Below are 26484 nucleotides of genomic sequence, written 5' to 3'. Positions count from 1 at the left end.
GCCCGCGCCAAGGGGCGGCGCGCTAAAAAAGCCCTTAATCTTGACTTAAGGCACGCGGAAAAGAATCCGCGCCATGCCTGACATCTTGCAGCCACCGTTGCGGGTTCTTACCCGTGAACGCGTTCCAACCCCCCTGCCCTTCGCCGTCGCAAGGCGGCCATGGCATCCCGCTGCCGTCATCGCACTGGTCAGCCTGTGGTTGGCGACCGTGTGCAACGTGCACCTTTGGCAGGCGGTCACGGGGCTGCAGGAATCACGCGGGTTGCATACCTGGGTGTTCCTGCTGATGTTCATGTCGGCGGTGGCGGCCGCCAACGCCGCCGTGCTCGGCCTGCTGGCCTGGGGCCGCCTGACCAAGCCGGTGCTGTCCATTGCCGTGCTGGCCGCGGCCTTCGGCACGTACTTCATGACGGCATATGGCATCGTGATCGACACCGGCATGGTGACCAACGTGCTGCAGACCGATCCCCGCGAGGCCGCCGACCTGCTCGACTGGCGCCTGCCGCTCACCGTCGCAGCGCTGGCAGGTCCCGCCCTCTGGTGGCTGGCGCGCACGCCCATCAAGACGCTGCAGTGGACGCGCCATCTCGCTTTCCACGCCCTGCTGCTGGCAGGGTCGCTGATTCTTGCTGCCGGATCGGTGTTCGTGGTCTTCCAGGACTTTTCATCCGCCATGCGCAACCACACGCAATTGCGCTATCTGATCAACCCGCTCAACAGCCTCTATGCCGTGGGCAATGCCGCAGCGCGCCCCTTGCGCCAGGATGCCGGCCCGCTGATGCCGCTGGGCCGCGATGCCAAGCTCGGCGCCACCTATGCCGGCCAGGCCAAGCCACCGCTGCTGGTGCTCGTGCTGGGTGAGACGGGCCGCAGCGGCAACTTCGGCCTCAACGGGTATGCGCGCCCGACCACCCCCGAGCTGTCGGCCCGCACCGACCTCGTCAGTGCGCGCAACGCGTGGTCTTGCGGCACCAGCACGGCGGCTTCGGTGCCATGCATGTTCTCCAACCTGGGCCGCACGGCGTACGAATCGCGCCATGTGCGCTCGGAAGGGCTGCTCGACGTGCTGCAGCACGCAGGGCTTGCCGTGCTGTGGGTGGACAACCAGTCCGGCTGCAAAGGCGTGTGCGACCGCGTGGCCGAGGCCAGCACCTCCGCCAAGCCGAACGATCCCGAATGGTGCGCCGATGGCAAGGAATGCCTGGACGACATCATGCTCAAGGGCCTGGATGCCCGCATTGCCGCCCTGCCCGCCGAGCAGCGCGCGCGCGGCACGGTGGTGGTCCTGCACCAGATGGGCAGCCACGGACCGGCGTATTTCAAGCGCTCGCTGCCGTCGCAAAAGCCTTTCCAGCCCGAGTGCCGCACCTCGGCCCTGCAGGAATGCCAGCGCCAGGAGGTCGTGAACGCGTATGACAACAGCATCGTCTCGACCGACCACTTCCTGAACGCCACCCTGCAATGGCTCGCGGCCCGTTCGGACACCGAACAGACCGCGATGATGTACGTGGCGGACCACGGCGAATCGCTGGGCGAGAACAACCTCTATCTGCACGGCATGCCCTACAGCATCGCGCCGGACGTGCAAAAGCACGTGCCCTGGATCACCTGGCTGTCGCCCGCCATGCAGTCGCGCACCGGCACGGCGACCGCATGCCTGCAAAAAGACCTGACCGATCGGCGCCTGTCGCACGACAACTATTTCCATTCCATCCTGGGGTTGATGGACGTGAAGACCAGCGTGTACGAAAAGTCGAACGACATGTTCGCGCATTGCCGCGCGGTGCCGATGGGCTGATCGACCCAGTCCAGCCGGCCTTGCCGGCCGGAGGCGACAATCCGCGCATGAATCTGCGGTTCGTCGAAGCATTCCATTGGGCAGCGTCTCTCAAGAGCATCACGCGGGCCGCCGAAAAGCTGCACATCACGCAATCGGCCTTGTCCAGCCGCATCGCTGCGCTGGAAGACGAGCTGGGCGTGATCCTGCTGGATCGCCGGGAGCGCATTTTTCGCCTGACCGCTGCGGGCCAGCGCTTCCAGTTGCTCGCCGTGCGACTGCTGGAGCTGCAGCGCCAGGTCAAGGAAGAGCTTGGCACCAGCCCGCACGCACCGGTCGCGCTGCGCATAGGGGCCATCGAATCGGTCGTGCACAGCTGGCTCACGGGCTGGCTGCAAGAGGTGCGCAAGACCCGCCCGGACTTCGAGCTGGAGCTCACGGTGGAAACCTCGCCCGTGCTGGTGGACCAGGTACGGCGCGGGGCGCAGGACCTGGTGTTCACCTCGATCCCCGCCACCGACACTGCGGTGCGCACCCGGCTCATGCCCTCGCTGGAACTGGTGTTCGTCGGGCACAAGAGCCTGCATGCGGCCGGTCGCTACGACCTGCAGCGGCTCGCGCAGCACGATCTGATCACCTTCCAAAGAGGCTCCCATCCGCACCAGGCGCTGCTGCAGCTGTTTCAGGAATCCGAAGTGGCCGTGCCGCGAATCCATGCCATTTCGTCGATTTCGGCCATGTTGCAGCTCATCGAAGCAGGGTTCGGCATCGCCGTTTTGCCGCGAGCGGTGACGCAACGGCTCTCGCACCGCATGCCGCTGCACATTTTGCGGGCCTCCTGCACGCTGGCTGACCTGCCCATTCACGCCAGCTACCGCGAAGACCCGGGCTCCGGAATCACCGAATCGGTGCTCGAATCCGCCCAGGCCTATGTGGCCAACGCCAAACCCGCCCGAAAAAAGCGCACGCAGGGCTGAGCGCACCCACCCGGTGCACGGCACCCTCGGGAAAGCCCGGATGGCCTGGGCATGGATTTCACCTTATTGAAAATTCACGGGTCACCATCGATTTTTTCGATGAGCTTGCGTCAAAATTTTGCGTTGGATTCACAAGCCTCCGGCTTCCAGAATTCGCGGCATTGCAACCACAGGAAAGCCCGCCAAACGGGCCTCACCACGATGCCCTCCCACGCGTTCTCCCCCTCCCCCGACGCCGCCTGCGGACTGACCACCCGCTCCTACGCCCGCGAAGTGCGTGCCGCCACCCGCACCGGGCAGTTCGTGGACCACACGAGCGGCCTGGCCAGCGATTACGTGCAGGTCAACCTGGCGATTCTTTCGCAGGCGCTGGCCACCGACTTTCAGCGCTATTGCGACCTCAATCCCCGCGCCTGCCCAGTGCTGGGCGTGAGTGAGCCTGGATCGCCCTCCCTGCCCGCGCTCGGGCCGGACATCGACATACGAACGGATGCTCCCCGCTACGTCGTATGGCGCGACGGAGTGAAGGTGGCCGAGCCCACCGATTTGGGCGCCTACTGGCAAGATGACCTCGTGACCTTCGCCATCGGCTGCTCGTTCTCGTTCGAGCATGCGCTACTCGCCGACGGTATTCGCCTGCGCCATATGGACGAAGGCCGCAATGTCGCTATGTACCGCACCAATCGACTCACCGAGCCCAGCGGTAATTTCCGCGGACCCATGGTCGTTTCCATGCGTCCGATGAAAGCGGCAGACGCCATTCGCGCGATCCAGATCACTTCGCGCTTGCCACAAGTGCACGGCGCCCCCGTGCATTTGGGCGACCCTGCCATCATCGGCATACAAGATCTGGCCAAACCCGACTACGGCGACGCCGTAGAAGTGCGACCAGATGAGATACCGGTGTTCTGGGCCTGCGGCGTCACACCGCAGGCGGCCATTGCGGCGGCGCGCCCCGCGTTCTGCATTACCCATGCACCGGGGCACATGCTGGTGACTGATCTGCTCAACCGCGATCTTGTCACAGCCTGAAGCTGCCATCCCCCATCCAACAGCAAAGAAAGTACGTTCCACCATGTGGATCCGAGAAACTTCCCCTTCCCAGCGGCGCACCCTAGGCGCTACCTTCGCAGGCTATGGCGTCGATGGCTTCGACTACATGATCTACACATTTCTCATTCCCACGTTGCTGGTCGCGTGGAACATGTCCAAGGCAGAGGCCGGCTACATAGCCACCGGAGCACTTCTCACCTCTGCCATTGGGGGCTGGGCTGCGGGGGTGCTGGCTGACCGATACGGCCGTGTGCGCGTGCTGCAGTGGACGGTGTTGTGGTTCACGCTGTTCACCTTTCTAAGCGGCTTTACTCAATCATTCGAACAATTGCTCTTCACGCGGGCCATGCAGGGCTTCGGCTTTGGCGGCGAGTGGGCCGTAGGCTCGGTGCTGATCGCGGAAACCATGTCGGCCAAGCACCGCGGCAAAGCGGCAGGGCTGGTGCAAAGCAGTTGGGCCGTAGGCTGGGCAGCCTCGGCGCTGGCGTTCTGGGGCATGTATTCCGTGCTTCCACCCGAAATTGCCTGGAAAGTTCTGTTCTGGATCGGCCTCTTGCCTGCTGCGCTCATCATCTACATCCGTCGCAAAGTGACAGAGCCGGAGGTGTACTTGGCAACCCAGGCGCGCGCCAAAGCCACTGGCAAGAAAAGCAGTTTTCTGCGCATCTTCCATCCCTCGCTGCTGCGCACCACGGTCCTTGCCAGTCTTTTGGCTACGGGCATGCAAGGAGCTTACTATTCGGTCACCACTTGGTTGCCGACATTCCTTAAAACTGAGCGCCACCTGTCAGTGCTGGGCACCAGCACCTACCTGCTGGTGCTCATCGTCGGCTCGTTCGTGGGCTACCTCGCCAGCGCGTGGCTGTCGGACGTGATCGGGCGGCGGCGCTGCTTCATTCTGTTCGCCGCCGCGGGCATGGCGCTGGTGCTGGCCTACACGCAGATCCCGATCACCGACGCCTGGATGCTGGTGCTGGGCTTTCCGCTCGGGTTCTTCCTTTCGGGCATCTTCTCGGGCATGGGCGCGTTCCTGTCCGAGTTATTCCCCAGCGATGTGCGGGGGTCGGGCCAGGGGTTTTGCTACAACTTCGGCCGCGCTATTGGCGCTATCTGCCCCGCCCTGGTTGGTACGCTCAGCAACACCATGCCGCTGGGCCAGACCATCGGGTGGATTAGCGCCATCTGCTATGGGCTGGTGATCATCGCAGCGCTGGCCCTGCCAGAAACAGTGGGGCGCGAGCTAAGCCACGATTCAGCACCGGTCCACTGAGTCGTTTTCAAAAGATTGCGCAGTGCGGAAAGGCTAAAAGCAGCAACCCTTTCATGCACTGCGCGCTCCTTCAGGTACTGGCTGCGCACATAACTTGCACAGGTAACAGACCGTTGCTAACAGCCGAAAAAAGTGGCTTCACGACTGCTTCGCACTCGTTTTCGCGGCCATACTTCGCTGGACTTCAATACTTTTTGTTACGACTTCCTGAAAGAACCGCTCCATGAAAAAACTGACCTTGCGGCAAAAGCTATGGCTTCCGCTGGTTCTCGCGCTGCTAGGGCTTCTGGCACTGACCTTCGTGAACGCATGGCAGACCCGGCAGATCCAGTACGAGTCCCGCCAGTCGGCGCTGGCCGACATCACCGACATGGCGCTCACGGTGATCAGCGACTACGAAAAGCAGGCCCAGGCCGGCAAGATGAGCCAGGAAGAAGCCCGCAGCGCGGCCCTGGCGCGCGTGGCCTCGCAGCGCTACGGCAAGGACGGCTACGTGACCGTGATCGGAGCCGACTCCATCATGGCCATGCACCCCATCAAGGCCGAGCTGAACGGCAAGAACATGATCGGCTTCAAGGATGCCAAGGGCACCCTGCTGTACGTGAACATCGCCGCCACGGGCGCCTCGGCCAAGGGCCGCGGGTTCCTCGAATACTGGTGGCCACGGCCCGGCAGCGACGCGCCGAGCCCCAAGATCGGCTACGTGGTGCGCTTCAAGCCCTGGAACTGGGACCTGGTGGCCGGCGACTACGTGGACGACATCGAGCAAGCCTTCCGCTCCTCGCTGTACCGCGCCATCGGGCTGCTCGCGCTGCTCGGGCTGGTGATCTCGGCGCTCACCGGGCTGGTGGTGCGTGACATCGAACGCTCCGTGGGCGGCGAGCCCCGGGCCGCAGCCGGCGCCGCGCTGCGCATGGCCGACGGCGACCTGCAGGCCGACATCCCCCTGCGTGCCAACGACGAACACAGCCTGATGTACGCCATCGGCTTCATGCGCGACCGGCTCGCCAGCATCCTGCACCGCATCCAGCAGGCGACCAGCACCATCGACCATGCCGCCAGCGAGATCGCCCAGGGCAATGGAGACCTGTCCCGCCGCACCGAACAGCAGGCCTCGTCGCTGCAGCAGACCGCCTCCAGCATGGAAGAGCTGACCGCCACGGTGCGCCAGAACGCCGACAACGCCCGCCAGGCCGCGCAGTACGTCTCCAGCACCGCCCAGACCGCCGTGCAGGGCGGCCAGGTGGTCAACCAGGTGGTGGAGACCATGCGGTCCATCAGCGCCAGCTCGCGCAAGATCAACGAGATCATCGGTGTGATCGACGGCATCGCCTTCCAGACCAACATCCTCGCGCTCAATGCCGCGGTGGAAGCGGCCCGGGCCGGCGAACAGGGCCGCGGCTTCGCCGTGGTGGCCTCCGAAGTGCGCGGGCTCGCCCAGCGCAGCGCGGCTGCCGCGAAGGAGATCAAGACGCTCATCAGCGAATCGGTGAACGAAGTGCACACCGGCTCCGAACTGGTCGAAAAGGCCGGCAAGACGATGGGCGAGGTGGTCGAGTCGGTGCACCGCATCTCGGGCCTGATGGAAGGCATCGCCTCCGCCAACGTGGAGCAGACCGCCGGCATCGAAGAGGTGAACCGCGCCGTCTCGCAAATGGACGAGATGACGCAGCAGAACGCCGCCATGGTGGAAGAAGCCAGTGCCGCCACGTCGGCCATGGCCTCGCAGGTGGCGGTGCTGCGCGAAGCGTTGGCGGTGTTCCAGCTGAGCGAGGCCACGCTGCTGGCCGCCGAGCGCCACGCGCCGGCACCGGCGCCCACCGCCTCGCTGCGGTCGGCAACGCCCACGCGCCTGATCCGCGCCTGAGCCTGATCCACGGCGGATTCGCCAAGGCGGGCCCGACAGCACGACGCTGTCGGGCCCGTTTTTTTGATCGGGCGCCGGGCGCCGCGGCCCACCGCTTTACGCGGACCTGGATGAGGAAGGCGCCAGCGCCGCGCGGCGCAGCAGCAACAGGCCGAACAAGGGCGCGGTGATGTACATCAGCACCGAATAGATGGCCGCAGGCAGGGCCAGCGTGTAGCTGCGATGGCCACCGCCTTCGGGCTTTGCAGCAGCCGCCGGAAGTCCGCCACCCGCAGGGTCAGGCCGAGCCCGAACATGACCAGCGCCAGCGCGCCGAACAGAAAACGCGTGGCGATGAGGGTGCTGTCCATGGGGCAGCCCGGTCAGTCGCGGTAGCCCGGATCGACGCGGTCGAGCTTGCGGATCAGCGACGGCCAGACGAACTGCCCGCCCATGCCGCCCGTCTGCACCTTCATCGCGTGCCCCACGCCGTCCACGATCTGCGGGTGCACGCGCGTCAGCTCGCCGCCGCCGGACTGCGCGGCGATCTGGATCTGGCAGGTGTTCTCGAACGTGTACATCGAAAGAAACGCATCCGCCACCGTCTTGCCGCACGTGAGCAGCCCGTGGTTGCGCAGCATCAGAAAATTGGCGCGGCCCAGGTCGGCCTGCAGGCGCGCCTTTTCGTCGTCGCGGATCGCGACGCCTTCGTAGTCGTGATACGCGAGCGAGGCCAGCACGAAGGTCGATTGCTGGCTGATGGGCAGCACGCCATCTTTCTGCGCGCTCACGGCGATGCCCGCGCGGGTGTGCGTGTGCAGCACGCACTGGATGTCCTCCCGCGCCGCATGCACCGCGCTGTGGATCACGAAGCCCGCGGGGTTCACCGGGTGGGGCGACTCGATCACCTTGTTGCACTGCGAGTCCACCTTGACCAGGCTCGACGCCGTGATCTCGTCGAACATCAGGCCGTAGGGATTGATCAGAAAGTGGTGCTCCGGCCCCGGCACCCGTGCGCTGATGTGGGTGAACACCAGATCGCTCCAGCCATACAGGGCCACCAGCCGGTAGCAGGCGGCCAGATCGACACGCAGTTGCCACTCTTCGGCGGAAACCAGTTGCCGGACTTCCGACGGGGTGATCGCATTCATGAAGGTTCCTTGAAAAGGGTTGAGAGAAAAGCTCACGCTGCCGCAGGCTGCGGCTTGGGTTCGAGCGCCGCCTTGTAGAGGCTTTGGCGCGGCTGCGCCAGCACGCGCTGCAGCATCGGCATGAAGGCATCGAGCGGCAGGGTTTCAGCGCGCGGGTCGAACGCCGGGTTGTCGTACAGCTCGCAAAAATCGGCCGTGTGCTGGTAGTGCGGGTGGTCCCGGAAGCTGTCGCGCAGGTTGCGGTCCAGCCCGATGTGGTGAAAGAAGTAGTGGCCTTGAAAGATGCCGTGGTGCTTGACCATCCAGTGGTTGGCCTCGCTCACGAACGGCTGCACGATGGCCGCGGCGATGTCGGGGTGATTGAACGAACCCAGCGTATCGCCGATGTCGTGCAGCAGCGCGCACACCACGTACTCCTCGTCGCGGCCGTCGCGCAGCGCGCGGGTCGCGGTCTGCAGCGAGTGCGTGTAGCGGTCCACCGGAAAGCCGCCGTAGTCGCCCTCCAGAATGCGCAGGTGCGCCGCTACGCGGTCCGCCAGGCCGCGCGAGAACTGCATGAACTCGCCGCCGATGGTCTGCCAGTCTTCGCGCGTGCTGTCTTGCATGCGTGCAAAGGTCGCTCGTTTGCTGTCGTGCATATCGTTGTCTCCGTGGGGGAACCGCGCCACTGTAGGCCGGCCCTGACCAGCCAACTGTCCAATAATTGACAGTTCGACCCCTTGGTTTACCCGGCCGCCCCCGCCCCGTCCATGCCCCTGAAGCCCCCGCTTTCGCCCGCCCACCGCCGCGCCATGGAACGCAATCCCTGGTTCGCCGCGCTGCCCGCCGCGCAGCGCGATGCACTGCTGGGCACGGCGGAACTGGTGCACCTGCAGCGCGGGGCCATGGTGTTTCGGCAGGGCGATCCGGCGGGCGCGGCGGGCAGCGGCTTCTATGGGCTGCTGGCCGGCACGCTCAAGATCTCCACGCTGCGCGACGACGGGCGCGAGGCCATCCTCGTGCTGCTGGAGCCCGGCAACTGGTTCGGCGAAATCACCCTCATCGACGGCTCGCCGCGCACGCACGACGCCACGGCGCTCACCGGTGTGGACCTGCTCGTGGTGCCGCCCGCAGCGTTTGCCGCGCAGATGGGCGACGCCGTGTTCGCCAACGCCATGGCCGTGTTGCTGGCCTCGCGCGTGCGGGGGCTCTACAGCATGATGGAAGACGCCACCTTGCGCGGCTTGCGCGTGCGGGTGGTGCACCGGCTGCTGGCCCTGGCGCGCGGCGACGCCACCCGGTCCGCCACGCTGCGGCCCAGCGTGGCCGTGCCGCAGGAGGCCCTGGCCATGATGCTGGGCGTGACGCGGCAGACGCTGTCCAAAGAACTCAACGCCCTCGCGCAGGAAGGGCTGATCGGCCTGCACTACCGCCGCATCGAACTGCTGAGCCTGGAAGCCCTGCAACGCGTGGGTGGTGCGGGCTGAGCGGGCTGAGTGGGCTCACCTGACACAGGCCATGCCGGAGGAGCGATCCGGTTCGACAGTTCAACGGGGCTGCGCACCGCCCTGTCAACGTCGGTGCCGCCGCCCTTTGAGACCGCCAAAGCCATCCGTGCCCGCCCTTTCACCCATCGTTTGGCCCGACCTTTGGCCCATACCCTGCCCATATCCGCTTTCTCGCTGGCCGTGCTGTTCACCTCGGCAGCCACCGCGGCAGACGGCCCCGGGGTTCTGCCGGGCGACTATTCCGACGAAGCCAATGGCACCGCCGCCATCCGCGTGGAGAGCGCCAACGGCCGTGTGCAGACGCGCCAGAAAGACGCCAAAGGCCAATGGAGCACGGCGGTGTTCGGCAGCCCCGTCGTGCCGCCGCATGAGGCGCACAGGCTCATCGGCCCGGTGGACCGCTCGGTGCCGATGTGCGGGCTGTGCGGGCTGGGCGTGCAGGGCGGCGTCTTGCTCAAGCTCCCGGTGGGGCACGAATACAGGGTGATTTCGGCGCCGACCCGAACGATCCGAACAAGGACGGCAGGCCTGCGTTCATTCGCGCCCTGGTGTCCGACAACGTCGAAATGCTGAACGTGATGAACGCGAAGAAGAAGCTCGATGTGAACCGCGTGGACCAGAAAACCATCTCCATGCGGGCCTGGGCGAACTGCCTGGAGGCCAAGGAGGCTGCGGCGTGGCTGGCCCGCGAAGGGGCGGTGAGCCAGGGAGAGGCGCTGTGCCAAAAGCGCTGATCGCAGGTAAGTACGTAGGTAGGTAGGCAGGCACCGGCTCATGAGCCGGAACCTGCGCCAACCTGCAAGCCTTGGCGCTGCAGGCCGGAGCGGCAGGCACAAATGGAGCCTTTGAATGAAATCGGGCTCCAGCGCAATTAACACTAGGGGGTATAGCTACATAATTGATAGCAAACTACCAGAGCCCCCTGCGTTGGCCGTCGATGATTGATGATCAGCGATCTGCGATTAACGCCGGACGATGACCGCGGCGCTGGCCGTGCCGACCCGAGCGAAGGCGGCCCGTTTGTCTTTCGCCGGCGGCCGGCAATGCATTCGCGCGTATTCGCACGTATTCGCGGCTGAACCGCGAGGCGCTTTCATACCCCACCTCGAAAGGATGGCGCTCGCTGCGGGCATCGGTTCAGCGCGCACTGTTTCAAGGCGTTTGGTCCGTTGCAGTTTGCAGCCACAGGCCGCCGCTTTCTTTGCGGTCCGCCACTCTCTCGCCGAAGTGGTTCAACGTCTTCCCGCAATGACCCACCCACCCCAAGCCAACCCGTCCTGGCACTGAACGACCGGCGCGTCACGCAGCAGCCGACGTGCCGATATGGCAGCCCCACCGCTGCTGCCGACACCGTCGCCCGCGTGACAAACGCGCGGGAAAACCCGCACAGGGGCAGCGCAAGCCGTGCCTAGACTGGCGCCGCCAATCCAGGCGTCATTGCGCCCCTACCAAGAGAGACACCACCATGCAGCCGATCCGCTTTTTTATTCCTTCCCGCACGGCTGCCATCGGCGCCGTGAGTGCGTTGCTGCTCTCTGCTTGCGGTGGCGGCGGCGGTGGCGGGGGCCTTGTGCCAGAGGAAACCCGCGTGCAAGACACCCGCACCAGTTTTGCCGTGGCCACCGCCAGCCTGCCTTTCGCCGCCATGGACGGCACCACTGTGCAGACCGACCGCTGGAGCGGCACCAATGCCGGCGCGGGCTACCGTGTAGAGGTTCCGAAAAACTGGAACGGTATCCTGGTGATGTACGCCCACGGCTATGCGGGCGAGGGCAATGCGCTGACCGTGTCCAACCCGGCCTTCCGCCGCTACCTGATCGAAAACGGCTACGCCTGGGCGGCATCCAGCTACACCAAGAATTTCTATGACGTGCGCGTGGGCGTGGAAGACACCAATGCGCTGGCCAACGCGTTTGTCGCGATTGCCGCCGCCAACGGCCGCGTGCTGTCAGAGCCTGCCCGCACCTATGTCACCGGCATCTCGATGGGCGGCCACATTGCCGCCGCCGCCATCGAGGACGAGGCCCAGCAAACGGCGGTCCACCAGCGGCGATACCAGGGCGCCCTGCCGATGTGCGCCGTGCTGGGCGATCTGTCGCTGTACAACTACTTCGGTGCCTACCAGTTGGCCGCGCAGAAGCTGGCCGGCGTGCCCGCCACCGCCGCACCCACCACCGACTGGGCCGCGCTCGCACCGCGCGTGCGCGACGCCATGTTCGGCAGCCAGACATCGTTTGCGCCGGTGACGCCGCAAGGTCAGAAACTCAAAGACATCGTCATGAACCTGACCGGCGGGCCGCGACCGATCTTCGACCAGGGCTTTGCCAATGCACCGCTGCAAAATACCGTGTGGGGCACCTTCGGACGCGACGGCACCCTCAACGGCATCCTGAACAAGCAGGGAATCGACACCACCGGTACGGTCTATCGGTTCGACGCCAGCGCGGCAGAGGTGGCAGATTTCAACGCCACCATCGCCAAGTGGGTGCCCGCACCCGACGCCAACCGCCTGCGCACCGATGGACTGCGCTGGGTGCCACAGGTCAATGGCCAGTTCCGCATCCCGGTGGTCACCCTGCATACGCTGGGCGACATGTATGTGCCCTTCCACATGGAGCAGGTCTACCGCGACCGCGTCGAGGCCAACGGCAATGGCCAGTGGCTCGTGCAGCGCGCCGTTCGCGCCCCCAGCCACTGCGATTTCACCGTGGCCGAGCAGTCTGAAGCCTTCAAGGCGATGGCCGATTGGGTCGAGAAAGGCACCAAGCCCGCGGGCGACGATGTGAAAACCCCGGCCACCGTCGCCGACGCACGTTATGGCTGCACCTACACCCGCAACGCAGGTGGGCGCGACGACAGTGCCGCGACCGTGGCTACCCGCGCAACCTTGCCCGGGTGCAGCGGCAGCTGATCTGGCGTCGACTTGAATGCATGGCCAAACCCCGGGGGGGTGGGCCTTCCGGCACCGCCCCTCGTATCCGGCCCCTTTGCCGCTCAACCAGCCCGAGTGCAACGTTCCTTCGCGCTCCATCAGTGGGACTGCGCCAAGGGGAACAGCGGGTGTTCCAGGTCAGCGTCTGCCAAGGTGCATAGGCTCCCTTTGACCCGGTGCGCAGAAAGTGAGCCTCGTCTGGGTGGTCGGTATCGCTGCGTGCAGTGAAAGTGAATTGCCCCGGGGCGATTCATGGCGCTACAGGCCGAAGCGGCAGACACCAATGCAGCCTTTGAATGAAATCGGGCTCCAGCGCAATTAACACTAGGGGGTATAGCTACATAATTGATAGCAACCTGCCAGAGCCCCCTGCGCTGGCCGTCGATGATTGGCGATCAGCGATTAACGCCGGACGACGACCGCGGCGCCGGCCGTGCCGACCCGAGCCGAGCGAAGGCGGCCAGTTTGTCTTTCGTCGGCGGCCGGCCATGCATTCGCGCGTATTCGCGGCTGAACTGCGAGGCGCTTTCATACCCCACCTCGAAGGCGACCTGGCTCATGCTTTTGCCCTGCGACAGGATCAGGCGACGCGCCTCCATCAACCGCAGCGCTTTTTGAAACTGCAGCGGCGACAGCGACGTGATGGCCCGAAAGTGCAGATGGAACGCCGAGCGGCTCATGCCGGCCGCTGCCGCCAGGCGCTCGATCGGCACCGGCTGCGCGGGCTCGGCACGCAGGAGGGCCACCGCGCGCGCGATGCGGCGCGCGTGGCTGTCGGGCAGGCCCAGGTGGCGGCCCGCAGCGCCCTGGCGGCCCCGCAGCAACCAATGGTGGATCTCCCGAATCAAGCCGTCCTTGAGCACTGCGAGCGACTCGGGCCGGTCCAGCAGCCGCACCAGCCGACGCACGGCATCGCGCAGGTCCTCATCGGCCGTGTCGGCCGCATCGGCCCCATCGCCCGTGTCGCCCGTGTCGGCCGCAGAGGGAGGCGCACCGCACTCCGGCGAGCCCAGAACCAGATCGGTGATCACCGCCGGGTCCAGCTCCAGGGCAATCGCCAGATAGGGCTGGGCGATGCTGGCCTGGCTGATGCGGCTTGCCGTGGGCACATTGGCCGTGACGATCATCGTGTCGCCCGCCGCGTAGGACGCCGTGCGGCTGCCCACGGCGACCCGCTTGCGGCCCTGCAGCACCAGGCACACCAGGGGCTGCTCTACCGCGCGCTCCACCGCGCTCGGCGCCGTGCGCCGAACCAGATACAGGCCGTGCACGGGCGTGGCGGTGATGCCGTCCGCCCGGTGGGGCGTGGTGCCTGTGTAGCGCAAGACCGCTTGCGTCAATTCATCGTCCGCCATGGCGCATTCTGGCCAGGAAGGCCGGCCCGGCACAAGCGGCCTGGACGATCAGGCAAGGAATGCCGATCTTCAGGCAGACCACGGAACGAGCGCGACCCTACAGTCGTTGCACTGCACTGCACTGCATCGCACTGCACTGAACACCGAAAGGCCCCCATGACTCCGCTGTCGCCCCCGCACGAGAACCCGCCCGCCGCCGAACCTGCCCGGGCACCGCACCGGGGCGTGCAGGTGCTGGGAGAACAAGGCGCTGAGGGCCGCAAGGCCTTCTTCATCGAGATCGAGGCCCGCCCCGGCCATGAGGATGCGGTGGTACAGATGCTGCGGGACATCCGGGCCTGCGTCGAAGCCGAGCCTGCCACGGGGCCGTGGTTCGCCGTTCGGTTTTCGGAGACACGCTTCGCGATCTTCGAAGCGTTTCCCGATCTGGCGGGGCGGCAGGCGCATGTCGATGGCGAAGGGGGCGATATCTTTCGCGACGTGGCGCGGATGAATGCGATCCTTGCTGCGGCGGCCCAGGTGCATCGCGTGGATGTGTTGATGAGCAAGGATTATTTTTCTTATGGTCAGGGGAAATGATTAAGAGGTCGTGCGGCTGACCACCAACTACGGCAGTAAAAGGCTGATCTTTGACGATCGACTTTGATCCTCGAATGACCGCTCATGCCAAGAACAGTCAATGACTTTTACGAGGAACGAGGAGCTTCGTGCTGGGTCCATATGGCGATAGGGGATCGTAGTCGATCACTGACCTAGCTACTGCGCTGCAATCCTCAACACAGGGTAGGCGCGAGGTGCACCACCACCGGCATACGCTGAGAACAACACTTGATCGCCGACCGCCAGCTTGGGCGGCGGGCCAAAGACGCTATCCATGTGGAAGAACACATGCCTGCCCTCGGAAGTGATGAAGCCCCAAGCGTCGTACTCAACCCGGCTCACGACACCTTCGGCACGCTGAGTGACTGTGTAGCAAAGCGCCCCGCAGTGGGCTACCAGATCATCTGCGGTCGGGCGCGCTACCGGGTCCTTCTGCATGCAGGCATACGCCATTTCGAGTAACTCGCCAGCCAAAGGCGAGAACTGCGGATTGCGTAGCACGAAAGGCGGGGGTTCCGGCCTCTTTGCCTCCATGATCTTGTGCACAGCTCGAAGACCAGTTCCAAATGGCTGCTGCCCGGTGAGCAGGTGGAAAATCATTGCCCCAAGCGACCATATGTCGGCAGCCCGTGTTACCAATTTTGGGGTGTCAATGGCTTCTGGAGCCATGTAAGGCAGTGCTCCGACGGCCGTCTGCGAAGTCGAGAGAGTCTGTTCACCTCCCTCGGCCGCTTCGACGAGCTCATCCTCAGCCATCTTCGCAATCCCAAAGTCAGTAATCTTCAACTCGGAGATCGAGTATCCGCCAACCATCATTACATTCGTCGGCTTCAAGTCGCGATGGATCACACCAGCATGGTGGGCGGCTGCAAGCCCCTTAGCCATATAGTGGAAGACCTTCGCGACAAGGGAGGGGTCAAGAAAAGAAGTCTTCTTTAACAGAGCCTTGCTCAAGTCGGCACCGACGATAAGTTCCTCAATCAAATAGCGCTTGTCGCCTTCTCGAACGTAGTCCAGAGTCTTGGCGACATTGGGATGGTTGACCTTAGCGGCCAGCACGGCGCTGCGCCGAAACCGTTTGGTAGCGGAGTTGTTCTTCGGTGTTTTCAGCGCGACCACCCGATTGGCGAGCTTGTCTATTGCTGCGTAGACAAACTGCATGCCACCTTCGTCGATGTATTGCTTGATCTCATAGCGGTCGCCGATCACATCGCCTGCACTCAGTGGTCCAGTCATAAAACGATCTCCGGGTGCGAGATGTCGAAGGTAATGAAGCGACGCTCGTTGGATCGGCGGTGTGCTGCGCCAAGCGCTATCACACATGCACCAGGTAGAACCGACCCAGCAATCACGGGCTGGTTGTTGATCTGCACCTCGTTCAACACATTAGCGGCTATAAATGAGAGCCCATCGTATTGAATCTCAATTGAACCGATTGTTCCGAAGGCAAGCTTCACAGATCGGTTAGCAGCGTTGAGTACAGACGCGCGCGAATTGTGGACAAGCAGTGCGCGGTGTTTGTCGAAAAGGATGTGGCGTGCCAACGCGTCGCGGATTGCCCTCATCGCAGGGCGTAGCGCAGCATCCTGATGCATACAGGCATTTAGAAGCGCCGAAATCTCCGGCGCTATACCTAGCGTCAAATGATGGAAGTATCCCGCTGGATTAACTCTTGGCGGCTGTTCCATCAGTTCGGGGGGTAGGTTGCCAGTGGCAAGAAACACTGCCGTGGCGCCGAAGGCGTAAGTGTCGACTGCGTTGGTGAAGGCAAAAGGTCGCTCATAAAGCTCAGGTGCAGCGAAACCCCGCGTTCCGACAAATCCTCGCGTCACAGCGCTCGGTCCGTCGTCGCGAGCCAACCCAAAATCGAAGATTTTGATCACCTGCTCGGGATCCGTCTTCATGTTATTCGGCTTGATATCTCGATGAATAACGCCGAGCTCGTGGATATCGGAAAGCCCCGAGGCAATCTGCCAAAGCTGCTTGTAGTAGTCTGCCAGCGAGACGGGTGGCGCGTAGGACTCAAAGAGATCGTTCCCGTCGATGAACTCCTGGACGATACCGATTTCATCCGTTGAAGAGCGGATCACATCGTAAACTTGCACGACGTGCTTCGAGCGTAGCTTCAACAGCGCCGCGACCTCGTCATCCATCCTGTGTCTGTGAGCGGCGCTACTGATGAACTTGATTGCGACGAAACGCTCGAGAATCGAGTCCGTGCAGACGATGACACTTCCCATTCCTCCCGTCATGTGATGGCCGGAGGGGACGTAGCGAGGAGGCAAAGCGCTCATTGCTAGGGCTTCTTGTTGGGAAATTCGATGAACAGTTGCGGTTCATCCGCGTCTCTGTGCTCCCCAGGGTCGGCAGGACTCTGTTTGGGTTTCTTCCTTGAGCTTCTCGGCTTCTTCTGGTGAGCCATATTTTTCGTCGCGCTTCCTTCGTCGGTGGGTTCTTCTTGGCGTGAGTTCGCCGGCTTAGTTTCATTCCCGGGGCTTACCACTGGTGGCAACGGGGCGGCGTAGACGTGTTTAGGAGTGTCAGCCGCAGACGCTTGCTGCGGGGATGTCGCAACGTATTGACGCGGCCCACAATCGAACATGATTTGGAGTTCTCCGAACGGATCCCACACTTCATAGACGCCATGGAGATGCGTCTCTGCGTTGACTGCGAGGGCGTCGAGACTCAGCGCGGCAACCGTCGCGTTGTCAGGTCCACCCAACATCTTTGCCAGTTCCGTCAAGCGGCGAACGCAAAAACCAAGGTCAGGCGCGTAATAAACCACCTTAGCTAAGTAGTCGGCCTCAATGAAGTGCACTCCGTCGGACGTAAGCAGCATCGACCCACTAGCGCTGACGATTGGCTCAATGTGCGGTTCGAGCACGTCGCCGATACCGACGAACTGCAAAAGGTCGCGACGACGACCACCGCCGGACTTCCCAAGCTGACCATCAATAGTGTCGTCGAGGGAAAGCTGATGTAGCTTCCCATTGTAGGCTTGGTAGGCTCTGCTGTCACCGATGCTCAGCCAGTGCGGCGGGCGACCATTCATCAATAACGCGGCTACTAGAGTCGAACCACCTTCGCCGGCAAGCTTGGCGTGAACAGCTCGATTCGCGCGATGCGCGCCGCTGGCGAGCCAGTCGCCGGGCTCTGTAGAAAGCTGAGCGTCGGCTACAACCGAGTCGATAAATGTTCCGAGCGTCAATGCCGCACATTCGGCGCCTTGTTTCATGCCTCCAATGCCGTCGGCGAGGGCAGCGACTATGAAGCAACCCCCTGAGCGGTCACGACCGCGGACAAGCGCCACTCGATCCTGGTTATCCTCGCGCACGGAGCCGACGTCTGTCGCAACAGCTCCGTTGAGTTGCGCGACCCGGCGCACCCCGTTCGGCGAGGTGTGCCTCATGAACCATGCCGCAAGCATTGCCGCAGGTGTGGTGGGGCTGAAATTCATCCGTCGATTTCTTTAATTCAAAATGCTATTTGCATAATGTAGCGCCTCCTCCGCTCGCGCTATCGCTGGCATCCATCTGCTGATCCCTGACGGCGACTAGGTTGTTAAAGATTGGTGAGCCTCCGCCAGATAGGTGAGAAGGATGATTGACGACGCACGAGGTTGAAGGAGGGAAGACACGCGGAGCTGACAACTACAACAAGGCATCGTTTAGCACCGGGAAGCTCGATGAGTTCGTACCGACGAGCCATCCGTAGCGCCTGCCGCCAAGTCTTCGCTTGTAGGGACCGTACTCAGTCACCACCGGGATGGACATAGCCAAGCAAGCATCATCAGCTAGCGTGCGAGCCGTTGTTGCTTCGCAAATACCGCTTGGAGTCCCGAAGCTGAACTTTGGGTTCTGAATACTAAAGTCGGCAATCGCTGCTTAGGAGACGTAACACGCGTCGAATATTCAATTGCAAAGCTTGAATGAACATGGCCTCACGTATGTGGGCCATTCATCACTTTCAGCCCCTCCCCCTCAACCCAAACCGCCCTGGCACACGTACTTGGTGTGCAGGTAATCCTCCAGCCCGTGCGTCGATCCCTCGCGCCCGTAGCCCGATTCCTTCACACCCCCGAACGGCGCAGCCTCCGCCGCCAGCGCCCCTTCGTTGATGCCCACGATCCCGCTCTCCAGCGCGTCCGCCACGCGCCAGATGCGGCGCACGTCCTGGCTGTAGAAGTACGCCGCCAGGCCGAACGGCGTGTCGTTGGCGGCGGCGATCACCTCCTGCTCGTTCTCGAAGCGCGTGAGCGGCGCCACCGGGCCGAAGGTCTCCTCGCACGCGCAGGCCATGGTTGCGTCCGCGTTCTCCAGCACCGTGGGGGCGTAGTAGGTGGCGCCCAGGTCCGTGAGGCGCTTTCCTCCCGTGAGCACCTTCGCGCCCTTGGCCACGGCGTCCTGCACGTGCCGCTCGATCTTCTCCACCGCCCGGGCGTTGATCATCGGCCCGATCTGCGAGGCGGGGTCGCTCGCCGGCCCCACCTTCAAGGCCGCCACGCGGGCGGTGAGCTTTTGCGCGAACTCCGCATGCACCTTGTTGTGCACGAACACCCGGTTGGGGCACACGCAGGTCTGGCCGCCGTTTCTGAACTTGGCGGCCATGAAGCCTTCCACGGCCGCATCCACGTCGGCGTCCTCGAACACGATGAAGGGGGCGTTGCCGCCCAGCTCCAGCGAGAGTTTTTTCAAGGTATCGGCGCTGCGGCGCGCCAGGTGCTTGCCCACGGGCGTGGAGCCGGTGAAGGTGATCTTGCGCACGCGCGGGTCATCGAGCCACACGTCCACCACCTCGGGCGTCTTCTCGCGCGAGGCGGTGACGATGTTCAGCACGCCCGGCGGCACGCCCGCCTCGTGGGCCAGCAGCACCAGGGCGAGCGACGTGAGGGGGGTGTCCTCGGCGGGCTTGCAGACCACGGTGCAGCCTGCGGCCAGGGCCGGGGCGATCTTGCGGGCGATCATCGCGGCGGGGAAGTTCCAGGGCGTGATGGCGGCCACCACGCCCACGGGCTCCTTCAAGGCGAACATGCGCCGGCCGGGCACGGGGGCGGGAATGACCTCGCCGTTCATGCGCGTGGCCTGTTCGCCGAACCATTCGATGTAGCTGGCGGCATAGGCGACCTCGCCCTTGCCTTCGGCCAGGGGCTTGCCCTGCTCCAGCGAGATCAAGGCGCCCAGGTCGTCCTGATGGGCCAGCACCAGATCGTTCCAGCGCTTGATGATGGCGGCGCGCTGCTTGGCCGGCACCTGGCGCCAGGCAGGAAAAGCGGCGTGGGCGGCCTCCAGCGCGGCCAGGGCTTGCGGGGCGCCGGAGTCGGGCACTTCGGCGATGACGGCGCCGGTGGCCGGGTCGGTCACGGGCAGCAGTGCGCCAGGGCCGGGGTGCCAGTGCCCCGCGATGAAGTTGGCGCTGCGGATCAGGTCGGGGCGGGTGAGCGTGAGGGTGAGGGACATGGCGGGTGTGGGTAAAAAAGGGCTCCAGCGCAATCGATACTAGGGGGATGTGCTATCGATTGAATAGCAAGCCGATGGTGGCAGCGCTTTCTGCGGGCGGTGCATGGCCGTTCGGGTGGGGCAGTTTTGTGAAGGGTGCACTCTGCATGGGTTTGAATGAAACAAGGCTCCAGCGCAAATGACACTAGGGCATGTTGCTATCGATTCAGTAGCAAATAGCCCAACCGGCCCTTCGCTAGGCCTGGGCGACCAGTGCCGCAATCGCCTCGCCCACCTGCGTGGTATTGGCCGTGCCACCCAAGTCCGGCGTCTTCGGCCCGGTCCTGATGACCTCCTCGATCGCCGCCACGATGGCATCGTGCGCCTGCCTTCCCGCGCCCTGGCCTTGCGTCAGAAAGTCCAGCATCAGCGCGCCTGACCAGATCATGGCGATGGGGTTGGCGATGTTTTGGCCATAGATGTCCGGCGCCGAGCCGTGCACGGGCTCGAACAGGCTGGGGAAGTGGCGCTCGGGGTTCAGGTTGGCCGAGGGCGCGAGGCCAATGGTGCCGGTGGTGGCGGGCCCCAGGTCGCTCAAGATATCGCCGAACAGGTTGGTGGCGGCCACCACGTCGAAGCGCCCAGGCTGCAGCACGAAGCGCGCGGTGAGGATGTCGATGTGCTGCTTGTCCAGCGTCACCTCGGGGTAGCCCTTGGCGATGTCGTCGGCGCGGGCGTCCCACCAGGGCATGCTGATGGCGATGCCGTTGCTCTTGGTCGCAAGGGTCACATGCTTTTTGGCGCGGCTTTGGGCCAGGTCGAAGGCGAACTTGAGCAAGCGGTTGGCGCCGTGGCGGGAGTACACCGATTCCTGGATGACGATCTCGCGGTCGGTGCCCTCGTACATGATGCCGCCCAGCGACGTGTATTCACCCTCGGTGTTCTCGCGCACGACGAAGTAGTCGATGTCGCCGGGCTTTCTGCCGGCCAGCGGACAGGGCACGCCTTCGAACAGGCGCACGGGGCGCAGGTTGATGTACTGGTCGAACTCGCGGCGGAACTTGAGCAGCGAGCCCCACAGGGACACGTGGTCGGGCACGGTGGCGGGCCAGCCGACGGCGCCGAAGAAGATGGCGTCCACGCCGGCGAGCTGGGCCTTCCAGTCGTCGGGCATCATTTTTCCGTGGGCGGCGTAGTAGTCGCAGCTGGCCCAGTCGATGGTGCGGCACTGCAGCTCGAAGCCGAAGCGTTCGGCGGCGGTGTGGATGGCCCGCAGGCCTTCGGGCATGACTTCCTTGCCGATGCCGTCGCCGGGAATGACGGCGATGCGAAACGTGGGGTGCATGGTGTCTCCAGGGGTTCAGGCCGCAGCGGCGAGCGGGGCGGGAGTGGCCGGCGGCACCGGCGCGGCGGTGGCGGCTGCCTGCGGCGACGGCGCACCGGGCGGGTGGGCGCGCTCTTCCAGCCAGCCCTGGCGCAGTTCGGGCACCGAGCGGGCCAGCAGTTCGTAGTACGGGTGGTGCGGCCCGCGGTCGTAGTCGGCGCGCGCCACCTGGGCGAGCTTGCGGCCGTGCTGCATCACCACGATTTCATCGCACACCGAGCGCACGGTGTGCAGGTCGTGGCTGATGAAGAGGTACGACACGCCCAGGTCGCGCCGCAGTTCGGCCATGAGGTCGAGCACGGCGGCGCCCACGACGGTATCCAGGGCCGAGGTGACCTCGTCGCACAGGATCAGGTCGGGGTCGGCCGCGAGGGCGCGCGCCAGGTTGACGCGCTGCTTTTGCCCGCCCGACAGCCCGCCGGGCAGGCGCCCCGCCACGGTGTGCGGAAGCTTGACCAGATCGAGCAGTTCGCGAATGCGCCGCTGCAGCGCCTCGCCCTTGAGCCCTTTGTAGAACTGCAGCGGCCGCGCGAGGATGCGCTCGATGGTCTGCGAGGGGTTGAGCGCGGTGTCGGCCATCTGGAACACGATCTGCACGCGGCGCAGCTCTTCTTTCGTGCGCGCACGCAGCGTGGGTTGGAGTTCGGCGTTGTCGAGCAGCATGGTGCCGTGCCAGGGCTGGATGAGCCCGGCGATGGCGCGTGCCAGCGTGGTCTTGCCCGAGCCCGATTCGCCGATGACGCCGATGGCCTGGCCGCGATAGAGCTTGAAGCTGATGTCTTCCAGGATGGGCGCGGCCGGGCGGCCGGTGGCGTCGGTGGGGCCATAGCCGGCGGAGAGTTCGCGCACTTCCAGCAGCAGCTCGCCCTCCCCCCTGCAGTGCTCGGCCACGCGCGGCGTGGGGCGGGCGGCGGCCAGCAGGCACCGGGTGTACTGGTGCGACGGGGCGGCGAGGATGTGCGCGGTGGTGTCCACCTCCTGCATCTGGCCGTTGCGCAGCACGAGGATGTGGTCGGCCATTTGCGCGACCACGGCCAGGTCGTGGCTCACGTACACGGCGGTGGCGCGGCGCTCGCGCACCACGCGGCGAAAGGCGAGCAGCACTTCGATCTGGGTGGTTACGTCGAGCGCGGTGGTGGGCTCGTCGAGGATGACGAGATCGGGGTCCGTCATCAGCGCCATGGCGGCCATCAGCCGCTGCAATTGCCCGCCCGAGACCTGGTGCGGGTAGCGGTCGCCGATGGTGTCGGGATCGGGCAGCGCCAGCTCGCGGAACAGCTGCACCGCCTTGGCCTCGGCCTCGGCGCGCTTCATGGTGCCGTGGATGCGCGTGGGCTCGACCACCTGGTCCATGACGGTGCGCGAGGGGTTGAACGACGCGGCGGCGCTCTGGGCGATGTAGGCCACGGTGCGCCCGCGCAGGGCGCGCTGGGCGGCGGGCGCCAGGTGCAGCACATCGACGTCGCCGATGCGCACGCTGCCGCCGTCGATGGTGCAGCCGCGCCGGGCGTAGCCCATGAGCGCGAGCGCGGTGGTGGTCTTGCCCGAACCGGATTCACCGATGAGCGCCAGCACTTCGCCGGGCGCGATCGAGAAGCTCAATGCATCGACCAGCGTCTGGCCGCCTGCGGTGATGTGCAGGTCTTTGACGACGACGGATGCCCCCATGGTCAACGCCCTCCGCGTTCGCGGGCCGCGCGGCCCGGCAGGTTGTCGATGATCAGATTGACCGCGATGGTCAGGCTGGCGATGGCCAGGGCCGGCGCGATGACCGAGGCGCCCGCGTCGGGCAGCGCGCCGATGTTCTCGCGAACGAGCGATCCCCAGTCGGCCGCGGGCGGCTGGATGCCCAGGCCCAGGAAGCTCAGGCTGGCCAGCAGCAGCACCACGTACACGAAGCGCAGTCCCAGGTCGGCCAGCATGGGGCCGATGATGTTGGGCAGGATCTCGCGCAGCATGACGTACAGCGTGCCCTCGCCCCGCGTGCGCGCCACGGTGACGTAGTCCAGCGCATTGATGTTCACCGCCAGCGACCGCGCGATGCGAAAGGCCCCGGGCACGTAGATGACGGCGGCCGTGGCCACCAGCACGGCGACGGACGAGCCGAAGCCGGCCACCAGGATCAGCGCGAACATCTTGCTGGGGATGGCGGTGACCGTGTCCAGCAGGCGGCTCAGGACGGTGTCCACCCGCCCGCCGACGGCCGCGGCGAACAGGGCCAGCGTGGTGCCCGTGCCGCTGGCCAGCAGCGTGGCGAGCAAGGCCACGCCCACGGTGTAGCGCGCCCCGTCGATCACGCGCACCAGCATGTCGCGCCCGAGGTAGTCGGTGCCCAGCCAGTGCGCCGCGCTGATGGGCGCGAACACATCGGAGCCGCCGCCCGCCTGCAGCGTGCGCTCCAGCAGCATGGGGCCGAACAGCGCCGCCAGCAGCCACGCGATGAGCACCGCCAGGCCCAGCAGCCCGGAGATGCCGAAGCCGCCGAGCCAGCGCCTCACACGGTGGGCCGCACCGGCCGGCACGGGGGCGGCAGGGGGGCCGGCAGGGTTGGTGAGGGAATCCATGGAGCAGCCCTTTGGTGACGGGTTTCAGCGGTGCCGCAGGCGCGGATTGGCAAGAATGCCGCACACATCGGCCAGGGTGACGAGGATCAGGTAGCCGGCGCAGAAGATCATCGCGCAGGCCTGCACCAGCGGCATGTCGCGCTGGGTCACGCCATCGACCATGAGCTTGGCGATGCCGGGGTAGTTGAAGATGGTCTCGATGATGATCACGCCGCCCAGCAGGTACGACAGCGAGAGCGCCACCGCGTTGGCGATCGGCCCGATGGCGTTGGGCAGCGCGTGGGCCATGACCATGCGCAGGGGCGAGGCGCCTTTCAGCCGGACCATTTCGATGTAGGGCGCTTCCAGCTGGTCGATGACGGCGGCGCGGCTCATGCGCATCATCTGCGCGACGATCACGCAGCACAGGCTGAGCACTGGCATGGCGAAGGCGCGCAGCATCTGCCCCACCGATTCGATGTCGTTCACGTAAGACAGCGCGGGCAGCCACTTGAGCTGCACGGCGAACACCAGCACGGCCAGGGTGGCCACCAGAAACTCCGGCACCGAGACGACCGCCACGGCCGTGGACGAGGCCACGCGGTCGAACAGCGAGCCCCGCCACACTGCCGATGCCACGCCGAGCGTGAGCGCGATGGGCACCGAGAACAGCGCGGTCACGGCCGCCAGCAGCAGCGAGTTGGGCAGGCGGCTGGCCACCAGCTCGCCCACGGGCGTCTGCGTGGTGACCGACTGGCCCAGGTCGCCGCGCACGGCGCCGCCCAGCCAGCGCGCATAGCGCAGCGCGGCGGGCACATCCAGGCCCATCTGCGTGCGCAACGCGGCCAGGGCTTCGGGCGTGGCGTCCTGGCCCAGCTGCTCTTGCGCCGCATCGCCGGGCAGCACGGCGGTGATCGAAAAGACGATGACCGACACCGCCAGCAGCGACAGGAGCAGCCGCTGGCCCAGGAGCTTGAGGATCACACGGTTCATGAAAGGTCCCACTCCGTATCAAGGGTGCCCGGCGCGCGGGGCGTGCCCACGCGCCAAGGCCGCATCACGCATCCAGCCAGACGTGCTCGGCGAAAGAGTAGCCCATCAGGCCGCCCAGCGGAATCGGGGACAAGCCCTTGAGCTTGGTGGAGTGCCCGTCGATGCTTGCAAGGAACAGCGGAATGCCGATGCCTGCCTCCTGGTGGATCATGGTCTGCATGTCGGCGTACATCTGGCGGCGTTTGGCCAGATCGGTCTCGGCGCGCGAGGCCAGCAGCAGCTGGTCGAACTGCGGGCTCTTCCAGCGCGACTCGTTCCAGGCCGCGTCGGACTTGAAGAACTGGGTCAGGATGGTGTCGGCGCTGGGGCGCGGGTTCACGTTGCCGAAGCCCACCGGGCTGTTGAGCCAGTGGTTGGACCAGTAGCCGTCGGCCGGCATGCGCTTGATGTCCAGCTCCAGGCCGATGCGCTGGCCGGACTGCTGCAGCAGCAGCGCGGTTTCGGTCGAGTACATGGCGGCCGGAGAGGTGACCACCGGCACCTTGCCCGTCACGCCCGACTTCTGCAGGTGGAACTTGGCCTTGTCCAGGTCGAAGGTGCGCTGCGGCAGGTCCTTGAAGTAGAACCGGTTGGTCGGGTCGATGGGCTGGTCGTTGGCGATGACGGCGTAGTCGAGCGCGATGCTTTTCTTCATCTGCTCGCGGTCGAACAGGTACTTCATCGCCATGATGAAGTCGGGGTTGGCGCCCGGACCCATGTCCTTGCGCAGGATGAGGTCGGAGTACTGGCCCGACTGCGTGACGAAGATCGCATAGCCGGGCGTGCCTTTGACCCGGGCCACGGCGCGGGGGTTGACCGATGCCACCAGGTCCATGCCGCCCGACAGCAGCGCGTTCACGCGGGCGCTTTCGTCGCCGATGCCCACGAACTCGATCTCGTCCAGGTAGGGCTTGCCGGGCTTCCAGTAGGCGTCGTTGCGCACCATCAGCGAGCGCATGCCGGGCTTGAATTCCTTGAGCTTGTAAGGCCCGGTGCCGATGCCGGCGTTGAAGTCGGTCGTGCCGTCCTTGACGATGTGGAAGTGGAACGTGCCCAGGATGACCGGCAGGTCGGCGTTGGGCGCGGACAGCTCCATGGTCACCTCGGCCGGGCCCGTGGCCTTGACGGTTTCGATTTGGTCGGCCAGCACCTTGGCCTTGGAGGCCGTGGCGGGGTCTTTGTGGCGCAGGATGGAGAACACCACGTCGGCCGGCGACAGGGCCTTGCCGTCATGGAAGGTCACGCCCTTGCGCAGGGTGAACACCCAGGTCTTGGCGTCCTGCGTGGCGAACGACTCGGCGAGCGCGGGCTGCGGCGTGAGCGAGCCGTCCAGCGAGAACAGGCCGTTGTAGAGCATGGTGCCGCGCGAGTAGTCGGTCTGGTTGGACTGCTTGGCCGGGTCGAGCGTGTCGGTGGCGGCCGCCGCGGCGTGGCGTCTGCGCGTGGGCGGTGACCGCCATGCCCGCCAGGCCTCCGGCCAGGGTGGTCTGCATGCCGCCCGCCATGAGCATCGCGAGCACGTCGCGGCGCGTGGCGCCCCGCCGCAGCGAGTCCATCACGCGAAGGCTTTCTCGGGGACCGACGAGGGTGTCGAACGGGGTGCGGCTGTCGCTCATGGTGGTGCTCCTGTGACGGGTGGCAG

General features: G+C 65.2%; 22 protein-coding genes and 1 pseudogene. 10 read left to right on the top strand and 13 right to left on the bottom strand.

Translation table 11 applies throughout. The features are described from left to right. Positions 1 to 73 precede the first annotated feature (73 nt). The 5 genes from AVHM3334_RS10565 to AVHM3334_RS10545 all read left to right on the top strand — a co-directional run bounded on the left by AVHM3334_RS10565 (position 74) and on the right by AVHM3334_RS10545 (position 6944). Positions 74 to 1798 carry a phosphoethanolamine transferase gene (locus AVHM3334_RS10565; RefSeq protein WP_284412070.1) on the top strand — a complete coding sequence of 575 codons (1725 nt, stop codon included), beginning with the start codon at positions 74 to 76 and terminating at the stop codon, positions 1796 to 1798. 47 nt (positions 1799 to 1845) lie between these two features. Further along, the gene (locus tag AVHM3334_RS10560) at positions 1846 to 2754 is read left to right on the top strand and encodes a LysR family transcriptional regulator (protein WP_284412068.1); all 909 of its coding nucleotides are present in this window, start codon (positions 1846 to 1848) and stop codon (positions 2752 to 2754) included. A gap of 201 nt (positions 2755 to 2955) precedes the next feature. Then, positions 2956 to 3786 (top strand): putative hydro-lyase, encoded by an 831-nt coding sequence (locus AVHM3334_RS10555; RefSeq protein WP_284412154.1) that lies wholly within the window; start codon positions 2956 to 2958, stop codon positions 3784 to 3786. A 43-nt stretch (positions 3787 to 3829) separates the two neighbouring features. Beyond that, entirely contained in the window at positions 3830 to 5077 is a 1248-nt protein-coding gene (locus AVHM3334_RS10550; protein ID WP_284412067.1) for an MFS transporter, read from the top strand. 223 nt (positions 5078 to 5300) lie between these two features. Further along, on the top strand, positions 5301 to 6944 hold the full coding sequence (locus AVHM3334_RS10545; protein WP_284412065.1) for a methyl-accepting chemotaxis protein: 1644 nt from the start codon (positions 5301 to 5303) through the stop codon (positions 6942 to 6944). 176 nt (positions 6945 to 7120) lie between these two features. Here AVHM3334_RS10545 and AVHM3334_RS10540 read toward each other — a convergent pair whose 3' ends face one another. From AVHM3334_RS10540 to AVHM3334_RS10530, 3 genes are read right to left on the bottom strand one after another with little or no spacing between them, the layout of a single operon-like run. After that, positions 7121 to 7294 carry a hypothetical protein gene (locus AVHM3334_RS10540; RefSeq protein WP_284412063.1) on the bottom strand — a complete coding sequence of 58 codons (174 nt, stop codon included), beginning with the start codon at positions 7292 to 7294 and terminating at the stop codon, positions 7121 to 7123. Positions 7295 to 7306: 12 nt separating this feature from the next. Then, on the bottom strand, positions 7307 to 8074 hold the full coding sequence (locus AVHM3334_RS10535) for a class II aldolase/adducin family protein (protein WP_284412061.1): 768 nt from the start codon (positions 8072 to 8074) through the stop codon (positions 7307 to 7309). A 32-nt stretch (positions 8075 to 8106) separates the two neighbouring features. Continuing rightward, positions 8107 to 8712 carry an HD domain-containing protein gene (locus AVHM3334_RS10530; RefSeq protein ID WP_284412059.1) on the bottom strand — a complete coding sequence of 202 codons (606 nt, stop codon included), beginning with the start codon at positions 8710 to 8712 and terminating at the stop codon, positions 8107 to 8109. A gap of 111 nt (positions 8713 to 8823) precedes the next feature. Between AVHM3334_RS10530 and AVHM3334_RS10525 the strand changes: the two genes are divergently transcribed. From AVHM3334_RS10525 to AVHM3334_RS10510, 4 genes are all read left to right on the top strand, one after another. Next, entirely contained in the window at positions 8824 to 9540 is a 717-nt protein-coding gene (locus AVHM3334_RS10525) for a Crp/Fnr family transcriptional regulator (RefSeq protein ID WP_284412057.1), read from the top strand. Between the two features lie 162 nt (positions 9541 to 9702). After that, positions 9703 to 10134 (top strand): hypothetical protein, encoded by a 432-nt coding sequence (locus tag AVHM3334_RS10520; protein WP_284412056.1) that lies wholly within the window; start codon positions 9703 to 9705, stop codon positions 10132 to 10134. Continuing rightward, positions 10110 to 10295, top strand: a complete 186-nt coding sequence (locus AVHM3334_RS10515) for a hypothetical protein (RefSeq protein ID WP_284412054.1) — start codon at positions 10110 to 10112, stop codon at positions 10293 to 10295. Before AVHM3334_RS10520 ends, AVHM3334_RS10515 begins: the two co-directional genes overlap by 25 nt. A 731-nt stretch (positions 10296 to 11026) precedes the next feature. Further along, positions 11027 to 12472, top strand: a complete 1446-nt coding sequence (locus AVHM3334_RS10510; protein ID WP_284412052.1) for an alpha/beta hydrolase — start codon at positions 11027 to 11029, stop codon at positions 12470 to 12472. Positions 12473 to 12888: 416 nt separating this feature from the next. Here the strand turns inward: AVHM3334_RS10510 and AVHM3334_RS10505 are convergent, their stop codons facing one another. Further along, a complete protein-coding gene (locus AVHM3334_RS10505; protein WP_284412050.1) occupies positions 12889 to 13848 on the bottom strand; it encodes an AraC family transcriptional regulator in 960 nt (319 codons plus the stop codon). Between the two features lie 225 nt (positions 13849 to 14073). Between AVHM3334_RS10505 and AVHM3334_RS10500 the strand changes: the two genes are divergently transcribed. After that, the gene (locus AVHM3334_RS10500) at positions 14074 to 14427 is read left to right on the top strand and encodes a putative quinol monooxygenase (RefSeq protein WP_284412048.1); all 354 of its coding nucleotides are present in this window, start codon (positions 14074 to 14076) and stop codon (positions 14425 to 14427) included. A 177-nt stretch (positions 14428 to 14604) separates the two neighbouring features. Here AVHM3334_RS10500 and AVHM3334_RS10495 read toward each other — a convergent pair whose 3' ends face one another. The 9 genes and pseudogenes from AVHM3334_RS10495 to AVHM3334_RS10455 form a co-directional block, all read right to left on the bottom strand. After that, positions 14605 to 15684 (bottom strand): serine/threonine-protein kinase, encoded by a 1080-nt coding sequence (locus tag AVHM3334_RS10495; RefSeq protein WP_284412046.1) that lies wholly within the window; start codon positions 15682 to 15684, stop codon positions 14605 to 14607. Then, a complete protein-coding gene (locus AVHM3334_RS10490) occupies positions 15681 to 16742 on the bottom strand; it encodes a serine/threonine-protein kinase (RefSeq protein WP_284412045.1) in 1062 nt (353 codons plus the stop codon). The genes AVHM3334_RS10495 and AVHM3334_RS10490 overlap by 4 nt, the downstream gene beginning before the upstream one ends. A 2-nt stretch (positions 16743 to 16744) precedes the next feature. Next, positions 16745 to 17905: a PP2C family protein-serine/threonine phosphatase gene (locus AVHM3334_RS10485; protein ID WP_284412044.1), complete on the bottom strand. Its 1161-nt coding sequence runs from the start codon at positions 17903 to 17905 to the stop codon at positions 16745 to 16747. 523 nt (positions 17906 to 18428) lie between these two features. After that, positions 18429 to 19904 (bottom strand): NAD-dependent succinate-semialdehyde dehydrogenase, encoded by a 1476-nt coding sequence (locus AVHM3334_RS10480; protein WP_284412041.1) that lies wholly within the window; start codon positions 19902 to 19904, stop codon positions 18429 to 18431. A gap of 235 nt (positions 19905 to 20139) precedes the next feature. Then, positions 20140 to 21228 carry a tartrate dehydrogenase gene (locus AVHM3334_RS10475; protein ID WP_284412039.1) on the bottom strand — a complete coding sequence of 363 codons (1089 nt, stop codon included), beginning with the start codon at positions 21226 to 21228 and terminating at the stop codon, positions 20140 to 20142. Positions 21229 to 21243: 15 nt separating this feature from the next. Beyond that, positions 21244 to 22935, bottom strand: coding sequence for an ABC transporter ATP-binding protein (locus tag AVHM3334_RS10470; protein ID WP_284412038.1), 1692 nt, complete (start codon positions 22933 to 22935; stop codon positions 21244 to 21246). A 2-nt stretch (positions 22936 to 22937) separates the two neighbouring features. Then, positions 22938 to 23831, bottom strand: coding sequence for an ABC transporter permease (locus tag AVHM3334_RS10465; protein WP_284412036.1), 894 nt, complete (start codon positions 23829 to 23831; stop codon positions 22938 to 22940). Positions 23832 to 23855: 24 nt separating this feature from the next. Further along, positions 23856 to 24803, bottom strand: a complete 948-nt coding sequence (locus tag AVHM3334_RS10460; protein ID WP_284412034.1) for an ABC transporter permease — start codon at positions 24801 to 24803, stop codon at positions 23856 to 23858. Between the two features lie 64 nt (positions 24804 to 24867). After that, positions 24868 to 26458 (bottom strand): annotated as a pseudogene (locus AVHM3334_RS10455) (ABC transporter substrate-binding protein). Positions 26459 to 26484 lie beyond the last annotated feature (26 nt).

The sequence above is a fragment of the Acidovorax sp. SUPP3334 genome (assembly GCF_030159055.1).
GTDB lineage: Bacteria > Pseudomonadota > Gammaproteobacteria > Burkholderiales > Burkholderiaceae_C > Paracidovorax.
The sequence above is the reverse complement of the archived record's forward strand: the minus strand, read 5'-3'. Positions and strand labels throughout refer to the sequence as shown.